The 12,500-nt window shown below is 48.4% G+C and carries 10 protein-coding genes (1 of these 10 running past the window's edge); 1 reads left to right on the top strand and 9 read right to left on the bottom strand.

Annotation, left to right across the window (positions count from 1 at the left end):
- From MKX74_RS00050 to gyrA, 3 genes are all read right to left on the bottom strand, one after another.
- Nucleotides 1–145, bottom strand: partial view of an SDR family NAD(P)-dependent oxidoreductase gene (locus tag MKX74_RS00050; protein WP_341177148.1) — the 5' portion only. The gene continues 608 nt to the left of window position 1, outside the view; only the first 145 of its 753 coding nucleotides appear in the window; its start codon is at nt 143–145; the stop codon falls past the left edge of the window.
- Nucleotides 146–366: 221 nt separating this feature from the next.
- Entirely contained in the window at nt 367–1,491 is a 1,125-nt protein-coding gene (locus tag MKX74_RS00045) for an HD-GYP domain-containing protein (protein WP_341177147.1), read from the bottom strand.
- Between the two features lie 292 nt (nt 1,492–1,783).
- Nucleotides 1,784–4,315: a DNA gyrase subunit A gene (gyrA, locus tag MKX74_RS00040; protein ID WP_341177146.1), complete on the bottom strand. Its 2,532-nt coding sequence runs from the start codon at nt 4,313–4,315 to the stop codon at nt 1,784–1,786.
- 454 nt (nt 4,316–4,769) lie between these two features.
- Here gyrA and MKX74_RS00035 point away from each other — a divergent pair, with 454 nt between their 5' ends.
- Complete coding sequence (locus MKX74_RS00035) at nt 4,770–5,645, top strand: YheC/YheD family protein (RefSeq protein ID WP_341177145.1); 876 nt, start codon at nt 4,770–4,772, stop codon at nt 5,643–5,645.
- A 283-nt stretch (nt 5,646–5,928) separates the two neighbouring features.
- On the opposite strand, the gene gyrB is transcribed toward MKX74_RS00035, so the two are convergent.
- From gyrB to dnaA, 6 genes are all read right to left on the bottom strand, one after another.
- Nucleotides 5,929–7,839: a DNA topoisomerase (ATP-hydrolyzing) subunit B gene (gene gyrB / locus MKX74_RS00030; RefSeq protein WP_033412258.1), complete on the bottom strand. Its 1,911-nt coding sequence runs from the start codon at nt 7,837–7,839 to the stop codon at nt 5,929–5,931.
- A 99-nt stretch (nt 7,840–7,938) separates the two neighbouring features.
- Nucleotides 7,939–8,190: an extracellular matrix regulator RemB gene (gene remB / locus MKX74_RS00025; RefSeq protein ID WP_025681310.1), complete on the bottom strand. Its 252-nt coding sequence runs from the start codon at nt 8,188–8,190 to the stop codon at nt 7,939–7,941.
- 120 nt (nt 8,191–8,310) lie between these two features.
- Nucleotides 8,311–9,426, bottom strand: coding sequence for a DNA replication/repair protein RecF (gene recF / locus MKX74_RS00020; RefSeq protein WP_018883667.1), 1,116 nt, complete (start codon nt 9,424–9,426; stop codon nt 8,311–8,313).
- Nucleotides 9,427–9,484: 58 nt separating this feature from the next.
- Complete coding sequence (gene yaaA / locus MKX74_RS00015) at nt 9,485–9,703, bottom strand: S4 domain-containing protein YaaA (protein WP_018883668.1); 219 nt, start codon at nt 9,701–9,703, stop codon at nt 9,485–9,487.
- An 88-nt stretch (nt 9,704–9,791) separates the two neighbouring features.
- On the bottom strand, nt 9,792–10,934 hold the full coding sequence (gene dnaN, locus MKX74_RS00010) for a DNA polymerase III subunit beta (RefSeq protein WP_341177144.1): 1,143 nt from the start codon (nt 10,932–10,934) through the stop codon (nt 9,792–9,794).
- 219 nt (nt 10,935–11,153) lie between these two features.
- Nucleotides 11,154–12,500, bottom strand: a complete 1,347-nt coding sequence (gene dnaA, locus MKX74_RS00005; RefSeq protein ID WP_018883670.1) for a chromosomal replication initiator protein DnaA — start codon at nt 12,498–12,500, stop codon at nt 11,154–11,156.

Below are 12,500 nucleotides of genomic sequence, written 5' to 3'. Positions count from 1 at the left end.
CAGCTGCTAGCTCCCTTAGCAAATCTTCACGGGTACCATTAACGACAAGCGACGCACCGTGCATAGCCAGTGTAAGGGCAATCGCCTTGCCGATACCACGACTTGCCCCCGTTACAATCGCGATTCGTCCTTCCAGCAGCATCATGCTTCACTCTCCTTTTCATCTGCTTCGACTTCTATAAAGCGTTTACAACAAAATTATAAAACATGCTATTTCATAAAAAAAGCCCCAACATCCGTAGATCGAATCTGCAGCAGAATCGTATCCGAGGTTGGGGCTCTGAAGTCACATGTTATCCTAGCTTGAGCTTGCGTCATAGCATAATTAGATAATGACTAGTCTCTGGACTACATTATAGCCCTACGTTAAACAATGATATCCTCAATGTGCAGATCAAGACGCTGCACCAGATTGATAATCTCATCGCCGAGATTTACCATCGGCCGTGTAGGATGATCACGATCTGCAAAAATAATTTCCCCAACTCGCTGATCATTCAGACGTACCTTGGTTCCATTAGACAGTTGGGTAACCTTGCTAATAAAAATACGTACAATAGACGGGTCCAGCTTGCCGAAGGCCTCACTTTGAATCTGCTCCAGTACCAAATAAGGAGACTGTGCCTTTCGATATGTCTTATGCAGCGTCATCGCATGAAAAATATCCGCCACGCTCACAATACGTGCATAGATATGCGTCTGTGACTCCTTGAGATGCAGCGGATAGCCACTTCCATCCACTTTCTCATGATGTTGAAGCGCTGCAAGTCGCACCCCTTCATTAATGCCCTTCACATTTTTGAGCAGCTGATAGCCATACGTGGTATGCTGTCGCATTTCATGCAGCTCTTCTTCATTAAGCGGAGAGGGCTTGTGGATGACAGCAGGATCTACTTTTGAATTACCAATGTCATGGAACAATCCAGCAAAGGCGACCTGAATCCAGTCCTTCTGCGGCAGTCCAATCCATTGGGCAAGACAATAGGAGGTAAGAGCCGTGAGCACTGCGTTGTGGTAGACATATTCACTTTCCTTCATGGAACTAGGTGTAAAAGTTATCACGTTGTAGCGATCGATTTGCTCCAGCATAGACTCCAGTTGGGCCCGAAGCTCATAGATGGAGAGATCGGATACTAGTACAGTTTGGAACGCGCTCTTAATATGATTGATCATTTTGTCATACTGCTGGTCGAATGAAAGAGTCTTGGCCACGGTAACGCCAGCCTTATCACTTAATGAACCCTGAGTGGCGGAACTGGAGGAATTCGAATCCGTTGATGTTTTGGCTGGAGCTTCATTCACTCGTCCTTTATTTGAGTGGCCCTGTCCTTCCGTTACGATCTCAACCTCATCAATCAGAAATGCTTGCAATATCTCAATATCTCGCGGAAGCATCACATGCTCCTTCGAAAGCAACACACTTCCATACTCGGTGAATACATCCTTAGCCAATTTACTACCTGCCGACAACTCTTTAACGGATATGATCATATCGAACCTCGCTTATGTCCTGAAATTATGTCATGCGCCTTGCGCTGCTCTTTTTCCTAATCTACACTCCATTATATTACTGCCGTAGAACACTGTACATGCTATTCCCAACCTTGTTCACAGGTCATAAGACCTATATTACAAAAAAACCTCCTGCAAAGAGTCACCAAATAAGGTGCGCTCTCTGCAAGAGGTTTGTCTAAATTAGTAGCTATGCGATAGGTGTACTTCTAATGTCTTCAGTTAGACATCAGTCTGAATCACTTGGTATGACAGTCTGATAGGCTACAGCTTACTCAGCGTCGCCGCCTGATTCGTTATCAGTCGTCTCCTCAGAGCTCTCTATAGCTTCTACATCAGAGGAGAAGCCCTCCTCATTCAGTTCCTCGTCTTCTTGCTCCTCATTCTTATCAGCACGGCACACGGTAGCGACTGCATCATCCTCACGGATATTGATCAGCTTGACCCCCTGTGTATTCCGTCCCATCGTCGAGATTCCTTCCATGCTCGTCCGAATCAGGGTTCCGCTAGCGGTAATGATCATCAGATCCTCTTCGTTCTTCACGATCTTCAGGCCAACCACTGCACCATTCTTGTCTGTGACATTGATCGTCTTGATCCCTTTACCACCACGGCTCTGTACACGATAGTCAGTAACCGGGGTACGCTTACCATAGCCTTTAGCAGTAACGATGAGCACTTCGAGCTCTTGATCCACAATGTCCATACCAATGACCTCATCGGTGGGATCAAGGGTAATTCCTTTGACCCCTGTAGCACTCCGTCCCATCGAACGAACATCATCCTCTGGGAAGCGGATGGACATACCACACGCTGTACCAATGATCATTTCCTGAGCCCCATCCGTCAGTTTTACCTCGATCAAGGCATCGTCCTCACGGAGGTTGATGGCAATCAGTCCGCCCTTACGGATGTTCACATAGTCCTCCAGCGGCGTCTTCTTCACAATCCCCTGCCGTGTGGCAAAGAACAGGAATTTGTCATTCTCGAACTCTTCCACCGGAATGACCGCATTGATGGACTCACCCTGCTCAATCTGAATCAGGTTAATGATCGGTGTCCCGCGGGCTGTACGACTCAGCTCTGGAATCTCATATGCCTTGATTCGATACACCTTACCCTTATCTGTGAAGAAGAGCAGATGATGGTGAGAGTTCGTTACGAACAGATGCTCCACGAAATCCTCTGTCTTCGTATCCATCCCCACAACACCACGTCCACCACGCTTCTGGTTACGATACGTGGTAACCGGCAATCGCTTGATGTAGCCTGTATGGGTAACGGTTACGATAACATCCTCACGCGGGATCAAATCCTCATCAAGAATGCTCTCTTCCCCTACTGTAATCTCCGTTCTGCGTTCATCGGCAAAACGGGATTTCAGCTCTTGCAATTCCTCACTGATAATATTCAATACGAGATGCTCATTCGCCAGAATCTCGCGGTACTCCGCAATCTTCTGTAGCAGCTCGTTATATTCATTCTCAATCTTCTCGCGTTCCAGTCCTGTCAGACGTTGCAGACGCATATCCAGAATCGCCTGGGCCTGCTCATGACTAAGGGAGAAACGGTTCATCAGTCCGTCACGCGCAGCATCTGCTGTCGCAGAGGAACGGATCAAGGCAATGACCTCATCCAGATGATCCAGCGCTATTCTCAAGCCCTCCAGAATATGAGCACGAGCCTCAGCCTTCTTCAGATCGTACTCGGTCCGGCGACGAATAACTTCGATCTGATGCTGCAAATAATGATACAGCACATCACGAATATTGAGAATCTTAGGTTCTTTATTAACGATAGCGAGCATGTTGATACCGAAGGTAGATTGCATCGCTGTATGCTTGAACAGATTGTTAAGCACGACATTCGGATTGACATCCCGGCGCAGCTCGATAACAATCCGCATCCCGTTACGATCCGATTCATCCCGCAGGTCGGTAATACCTTCAATACGCTTATCACGAACGAGCTCAGCGATCTTCTCTACCAATCTGGCTTTATTGACCTGATAAGGCAGTTCACTGACGATGATTCGGGCTTTGTTACCGTTCTCCTCGATCATCGTTCTCGCGCGCATAGTCACGGAGCCACGCCCGGTCTGATACGCCTGACGGATGCCAGAGCGTCCCAGGATGTAGCCTGCTGTTGGGAAATCAGGGCCTTGAATGTGATCCATCAATTCCATAGGCGTAATGTCTGGGTTCTCAATCATGGCCTGTACGCCATCAATGACCTCACCCAGGTTATGAGGCGGAATGTTCGTAGCCATACCTACAGCAATCCCGCCTACCCCGTTGACCAGCAGGTTCGGGAAGCGAGCAGGTAGCACGGCCGGCTCACGCTCTTCTCCGTCATAGTTAGGAATGAAATCGATCGTCTCTTTGTTGATATCGCGCAGCATTTCCATAGCGATCTTGGACAGCTTGGCCTCCGTATAACGCATCGCTGCAGCCATATCACCGTCTACGGAACCGAAGTTCCCATGACCGTCTACCAGCATGTAGCGCAACGAGAAATCCTGAGCCATCCGTACCATTGTCTCATAGACTGCAGAGTCACCATGGGGATGGTACTTACCGATGACTTCGCCCACGATTCTGGCTGATTTCTTATAGGGTTTGTCCGGAGACATCCCAAGCTCAGACATCGCGTATAAAATACGACGGTGAACCGGCTTTAATCCGTCCCGTACATCAGGCAGAGCACGGCTGACAATAATACTCATCGCATAATCCATGAAGGATTCGCGCATCTCTAGGCCGATATCTCTGTTAATGATTTGCGGGTTATTTTGATCCGCCATGCTGGACCTCCTCTTTCTTTACCACTCTTCGTAATTCTGATTTCACTATATGTGAAAAGCCTTACAAATGCCTACTGAATCCGATCCTTCGGCATGCAGCCCAAAACGCCGCACAGGCATGCCAAACAAGGTCATACCTCTTCTAATTATATTATTTTCACAAATAGATCACAATTAAACGTGGCTTATTCAGGGTTTGCAACGAAATCCTTAAGAACTGGGGATTCGCCCTACCCACTATAGGTTTTCGACATACAATTACGTATACGGTTTTTTGTCTATCATGACGTAAAGAAGTATGTCCTTATACAAACATCCGAAAAACGCCGTATTCACCTATTATACCACTGTTTATTGAAAATGTCCTTTGGTTTGACTTAATTTGGAAATTGATTGTTAAAGTAATGACTTTTTATCTGCAAGGGTATGAAAATTACAGAAAGGGTGATCTTCCTTGTCCATTCAGCGGGTATCCAGCAAATGGGACAAAACGAAAGTAATCTTGAACCATCCCAAATTAGCCCCTTATATTCCCGATACCAGATTGTACAGTCCTGACCATCTTAAAGAGATGATAGAGATGTATGACACTGTCTACATCAAGCCGGACTGTGGCACCTTCGGACATGGCGTCATGCGAGCTGAGAAGGAGCGAAAGCCCCTCTTGCATGTATCGCCACCGGTCAGCATACCACCCAACTATAGCTACAGCCTTCGTTATGGCGTTCAGAAGGAGGAATACTCGACCCTGGAGGAGCTCCATCAGGCTATATCCACCCATATCAAATCCAAAGTATATCTCGTTCAACAGGGAATCCAACTGCTGCGTTATCAGGATCGTTCCTTCGATCTGCGTGTGCTCACACAGAAGAATCTACGCAATGAGTGGGAGAGCACCGGGTTCATCGGCCGTGTGGCTGCGCATGGTAAAGTAATCACCAACTACCACAGTGGAGGTGCGATCGGAGAATTCCATACGCTTCTCTCAGCCCATACAGATGTCATGACGCAGGCTCGTCTAAAGCGCAAGTTAGGAGTGCTTGGGGAGAAGATAGCAGAGCAGCTGGAGCAAGCGTATCCACGTATCAAGGAAATTGGGCTGGACGTCGCTTTGGATCAGCAGCTTCACCCCTGGATTCTTGAAGTGAACACCTTGCCCTGTCTGTATGTCTTCGGCAAGCTATCTGACAAGGAGCCCTATCGCCGTATCCGCAAATATGCCATCGCTTATGGGCGCATAACCAGCTCTGGTTCTGGACGCAAGAAAGGCTCTACCAACCGCAGCAGCCGCAAGACGGTCCCTGTCACCTGGAAGAGACAACAAGCGTAGCCCAAGCTAAAGCTTCTGGAACAGAGAGTCGTGTGACCAATATGTAGAGATGATCAGTAGAGGTGCTACTTTGGGAGAAGGTACAGGAGGTATTGCTCCTACAGCGAGCTGCAGTTAATTTTCTGGCTACTTATCACGCTTATCTGGTTGCATCTTATTAAGCAAAAAGGCGCCCAGATGGGCGCCTTCACACATGAATACAGTGTGTGTTTTATTACAGGGCAGTTGCACATACCAGCAAGCTCTTATGCCAGAATTGCTAACTCGCCTTTTTACACTTGGTCTATACGTCCAGGTTCTTCACGTATTTCGCGTGCTCCTGGATAAAATTACGGCGTGGCTCTACGTTATCGCCCATCAGCGTATCGAACAGGGAATCTGCCAGCATGGCATCACCGATGGATACCTGAAGCATAGTGCGGCTCTCAGGGTCCATGGTCGTCTCCCACAGCTGTGCAGCATTCATCTCACCAAGACCTTTATAACGCTGTACGTTCAGCTTGGCCCCTTCACCGAACTCCTGAATGATCTCATCTCGTTCCTTCTCGCTGTTCGCATAACGAACAACCTTGTTGCGCTCAATCTTGAACAATGGTGGCTGTGCGATATACACATACCCTGCCTCAATAATCTTGCGCATGTAGCGATAAAAGAACGTCAGAAGTAGCGTACGAATATGCGCACCATCGACATCGGCATCCGTCATGATGATAACCTTGTGATAACGTGCTTTAGCGAGGTCAAAGTCATCACCAATCCCTGTACCGAATGCAGTCACCATCGACCGGATCTCATCACTGGACAGAATTCGGTCTAGACGTGCCTTCTCGACATTGAGGATCTTACCACGAATCGGCAGGATCGCCTGGAAATGACGGTCACGTCCTTGCTTCGCAGATCCACCAGCGGAATCACCCTCTACGATATACAGCTCGGAGATGGATGCATCCTTGGAGGAGCAGTCTGCCAGCTTACCTGGCAAGGAGCTGATCTCCAGAGCACTCTTACGGCGTGTCAGCTCACGAGCTTTACGTGCTGCTTCACGAGCACGGGCAGCCTGCAGCGCCTTCTCGACAATCCGACGGGAGACGGAAGGATTCTCATCCATGAACTCCTGCAGCTTCTCGGCGAACAACGATTCGACAATCCCTCTGACCTCACTGTTCCCTAGCTTGGTCTTGGTCTGTCCCTCGAATTGCGGCTCAGGAATCTTCACGGAGATGATCGCTGTCAGTCCTTCACGCACGTCATCACCAGACAGATTGTTATTGCTGTCCTTGATGATACCCGTCTTACGGGAATAGTCGTTAATGATCCGGGTCAGCGCACTCTTGAAGCCTGATTCATGCGTACCGCCTTCATGTGTATTGATGTTATTAGCGAAGGAATAAATGTTCTCAGTATAGCTGTCGTTATACTGAAGCGCTACCTCTACCTGGATCATATCCCGGGCGCCTTCAACGTAGATTGGCTGCTCGTGGAGCACCTCTCTTTGCTCATTAAGGAACTGCACGTATTCACCAATTCCGCCTTCATAGTGGAACGTAGCATTCTCACCCGTTCTCTCATCGAGCAGAGATAGCTTAATGCCTTTATTCAGGAAGGCCAGTTCACGAATCCGTGTCAGTAGCGTCTCATAGATATAGACCGTCGTCTCTGTGAAGATTTCGGGATCGGGATAGAAGGTGGTCTGTGTTCCCGTCTCCTCCGTATCACCAATGACCTTCACATCATACTGCGGAGCACCCCGATGGTATTCCTGTTGATAGACATGGCCATCCCGCTTGACGGTGACCAATACCTTGCTGGACAGGGCATTCACTACAGAGACCCCGACACCATGCAGACCGCCAGATACCTTGTATCCGCCGCCGCCGAATTTACCACCAGCATGAAGTACGGTCATAACGACCTCAAGTGCTGATTTTTTCATCTTGGCGTGCTCGCTGACTGGAATGCCGCGGCCATTATCAATCACGGTAATGCTGTTATCCTGATGGACGATGACCTGTATGGTATCGCAGTATCCGGCAAGCGCCTCGTCAATACTGTTGTCCACTACTTCCCACACCAGATGATGGAGTCCCTTGACGCTGGTTGAGCCGATGTACATACCCGGCCGCTTGCGCACAGCCTCCAGTCCCTCAAGGACCTGGATCTCGCCCGCATCATAAGTTGGTTGATTCATAGACATGCCTTTCACCTACTTCTATAGATTCAATAGCCATAGCTTGGGCTCTAATTCTTAAGATCCGTTCATTTTCCATAAGTCAAAATGGGCGTTAGCCAGCCGCTAAGGATGGTCGACAAATATGTTTGCCCTTTTCTTCAGGGTTGCGGATGAGATCGGAGAGTAATAGACCTTCCTTTTGGTCACCACAATAGACTTGGCCTCTTCCTCGCCAATGACCTCGATATGCTTATGCTGCTGTGCATAGCTTACATATTGCTTGGAGATTTTAGAGGATTTCTCAATCGAAATATCGAAAATGGCGACGAGCTCGGAGGATCGGATAATCTTCTCCCCTCCCAGATGGATATACATGACCGTCATTCACTCCTTCTAGGCAGCTTGCTGAAGTTAAGTAACGCAATACTACGTACCTAGCTCCTTACGCCATGGAGAGCCTGTCAGCAAAGACGGGCATAATCCTGGCAAGCGTCTCTAATGCTCCACATGTCCTGCATGCACATGATAAATACTGGCATCCTTCAGCCGTCCGGTGTTCAGGCTCTCAATGCCTGTTGCTGTGATGAAGGTCTGCACCTTGCTTTGAAACGTCTCGATCAGTTGGGTCTGGCGGTAGGAGTCCAGCTCGGACAATACATCATCCAGCAATAGAATCGGGTATTCCCCAATCTCCTCATGAATCAGCTCGATCTCTGCCAGCTTCAGCGAGAGCGCAGTCGTGCGCTGCTGTCCCTGTGAGCCATAGGTCTGGACCTCTTTACCGTTGATGGCAAAGGTCAGATCATCGCGATGTGGCCCCGCGAGCGTCATTCCGCGCCTGATTTCCTGATCCCTCATTTGTGATAACTTTAACATAAATTGCTCCAATAAGACAGCTTCATCTTCTTCCTCTGCCTCGCTGAAGGACGGAACATAGCCTAATTCCAGCGTCTCTTTGCCTCCAGCAATGCCCTCATGAATCTCCTGCGCCCACTTTTGGAGCTTCTTTATGAATTGTTTCCGTTTTTTAACAATCTTAACACCATGCTCTACAAGCTGTTCATTCCAGACCTCCAGCATGACCTGTACCGATGACAGATCCTTGCCCCAGGCCTGCTTCAAAAGATTGTTGCGCTGGGCTAGCACCTTCTGATATTGCTGCAAGTGGTATAGATACCCTGGAGCCACCTGACCAATCTCCATGTCAAGAAACCGGCGGCGGCCCCCCGGTGTTCCCTTCACAATCTCCAGATCCTCCGGAGCGAACATGACGACATTCAGCGCTCCGATGAAATCACTTAGCTTGCGTTGTTCAAGTCCGTTAATCTTCGCTTTCTTCCCCTGTACGGACAAGGCCAGCTCAAGCTTGACCTTCCCATACCGCTTGTCCACCTCAGAGGAAAGATAGGCAGCGGAGCTATCAAATGCGATTAGCTCCCGATCCTTGGAGGTACGATGGCTCTTTGTGAGAGCCAGCACGAATATCGCCTCTACCAGATTCGTCTTCCCCTGCGCATTTTGTCCGATCAGCAAATTCACCGGTCCGAACGCATTCAGCTCAAGCTGAGTGTAATTGCGATAATGCTGCAAATGGATGTTGTTCACATACACGCTTGGTCCCCCTCATTCCATGACCGGCACACGACAGGAATGCTGTCCTTTGGTGGGCTTAAGTCGCCGAGATAACCTCAAAGCTTCCTTCGCCCTCTACCTCTACACGATCGCCTGGGTACAGCTTGCGTCCTCTCCGCTCCTCCGGCTCACCATTGACATGAACGGCACCCTCCTGCAACAGAGCCTTGGCCATTCCTCCAGTCGGCACACAATCTGCCAGCTTCAAAAATTGATCCAGCTTAATATATTCACTGTGGATAGAAATTTGCTTCATGTATCACAACCACCTTCCTGCTTGTCCACATGTGCATAAGTTTTTTGGTTGGAAAGGCTGCTCCAAGTTATGCACCATGTCTCCATCCTTAATTTGTCGTCCGGTAAGGCAAAATAATGTAGAGCGCCTTGCTCTCATCGGTCGGCTTCAGAATAATCGGGCTCATGATACCCGTAAAGGCAATGACCAGCTGTTCACTATCAATGACCTTGAGCACATCAAGCATATATTTCGAGTTGAAGGAGATTTTCAGCGGTTCGCCTTCAAAGCTAGCTACGCTAACCTCTTCGCGCACCTTGCCTAGCTCCGAGGAGCTGGATGAGATTTCAAGTCCGCCTTGCTCAATAGATTGCATACGCACAATATTCGTCTTTTCTTCCCGAGATAGCAAATAAGCACGGTCGATTGACTCGCTCAGACTTTTTGTGTCCAGCATCAGTTCTGTTTTGTACGATGTCGGAATAATCCTAGAAGTATCGGGATAAGTTCCGTCAAGAATACGCGAATAGAATAACACCCGATCAATCTTGAACAGCACCTGACTATCCGCTACGACGATATCGACCATTGTATTTTGATCTGGAACGATCTTGCTCAGCTCGTTCAAGGTTTTACCAGAGATAACCACATTGTTGAAACGAATACCTTCTGCAGAATCCAGCATGGCGGAGCGAGTAGCAAGGCGGTGGCGGTCGGTAGCAACGAACTTCAGTTCATTGTCGGCCAGACTCCAAAGTACACCCGTCAGAATGGGTGTTGTCTCGTGCGAGGAGATGGAGAATACCGTCTGCTTGATCATATTCTTGAGCAGATCTCCTGGAATAGAGAACATTTGGTTCTCTTCAATGCTTGGTAGTACAGGGAATTCCTCAGGATCGAGACCTACCATCTGGATCTCGGTTGCTCCCGCAGCAATGAAGGTCTGGAATTGATCCTTAACCTCCATATGAACTTCCTGGGAAGGAAGCTTCTTGATAATTTCAACAAAAAATTTGGCAGGCAGCACGACGCTTCCTGGCTGATCAACCTTCACGATCGTCTGATCGCCACTCTCAATCGGAATAAACGATTGGATAGAGATATCCGTGTCGCTCGCGGTCAGTGTGACGCCCTGATGATTAACATCCAGCTTGATGCCACTCAGGATGGGGATCGTTGTACGGCTGGAGATCGCTTTGGATACATGCTGGATGGATTCATTAAGAGCTTGCTTTAAAATACTGATTTTCATAATTTCCTCCTACAAGCGAATGGACTTTATCTTGCTGCTGTTGTTGGTTCAGCTTTTCGTTATTCATGTTGAGGCAAAGCCGATGACATGATGGTGATTTATTTATAAAAAATAGTAGTAATAGCAGTAGGTGCACTGAATATGTGGATAAGTGACATAAACGTGAATAAATCAAGCCTATCCACATGTGTATATATTGTGCATAGGCTTTGTACTTGTTCAGGTTGGGTTTTTGATTTTCTCAGTAATGTTGTTGATAACTTTGAACAGATCCTGATCAGCTTGAATGGACTTCGAGATCTTCTCATGAGCATGAATGACCGTTGTATGGTCTCGTCCACCGAAGGCTTCTCCAATCTTGGGCAAGGAATAATCGGTCAGCTCTCGTGACAAATACATGGCAATCTGACGTGGGAAGGCAACGGCTTTAGTACGCTTGCGTGCCTTGAAATCCTCCAGCTTAAGATTGTAGTATTCTCCGACCTGCTGCTGAATGTCCTGAATAGTAATCATCTTCGGCCGGCTGGATGGAATGATATCCTTCAGCGCCTCGGCAGCCAGATGTGTCGTTACATCCTGATTGGTTAAGGAAGAGTAAGCCACAACGCGGATCAAGGCACCTTCCAGCTCCCGGATGTTCGTATCAATCTGATTGGCGATATACATCATCGCTTCATTCGGAATATCCAGATTCTCCGCCTTGGCCTTCTTACGCAAAATGGCAATCCGCGTCTCCAGATCCGGCGGTTGAATATCCGTGATTAGCCCCCATTCAAAGCGGGAGCGAAGCCGTTCTTCGAGCGTGGGAATCTCCTTGGGCGGTCGGTCACTGGAGATGATAATCTGCTTGCGTTCCTCATGAAGTGCATTGAAGGTATGGAAAAACTCCTCCTGTGTCGACTCCTTGCCCGCCAAAAATTGAATATCGTCAATCAGCAGGATATCGATATTGCGGTATTTGTTCCGGAAGCTCTCGCCGCGGTTGTCGCGGATCGCATTAATGAATTCATTGGTGAATTTCTCGGATGACAAATAAACGACCTTGCTGCTGGGATTGTGCTCCAGAATATAATGACCGATAGCGTGCATAAGGTGTGTCTTGCCTAGTCCTACGCCACCATACAAGAACAATGGGTTATAAGCTTTTGCCGGCGCCTCGGCGACGGCGAGCGATGCAGCATGGGCAAAACGATTACCCGAGCCGATCACGAAGGTATCGAACGTATATTTCGGATTCAGCATATGAGAGATGACTTCTTCCTGGGCAGCAGGCTGCTGGGGCGGAAGCTGCTGCGGGTCAGGCTCTGCAGGCTTGTTCTCTTCAATGATGAATTTGACCTCAACCTGCTTGTCCAACAGCTCATACACGGTTGAAGCGACCAGCTTCGTATAGCGGCTCTCCAGCCACTCAACAGCGAATGTCGTCGGCGCAGAAATCACAATGGAGTGATCCGTAAGCTTTGTCACCTTGGTTGCCTTGAACCAGGTATCAAAGCTGGGCTTGCTAAGTTTGGTTTGTATGATGGATAGTATTTGCTGCCATATTTCGGAAGTATGGCTCTCCAC

Source organism: Paenibacillus sp. FSL K6-1230, from assembly GCF_038002385.1.
GTDB lineage: Bacteria > Bacillota > Bacilli > Paenibacillales > Paenibacillaceae > Paenibacillus > Paenibacillus massiliensis.
The sequence above is the reverse complement of the archived record's forward strand: the minus strand, read 5'-3'. Positions and strand labels throughout refer to the sequence as shown.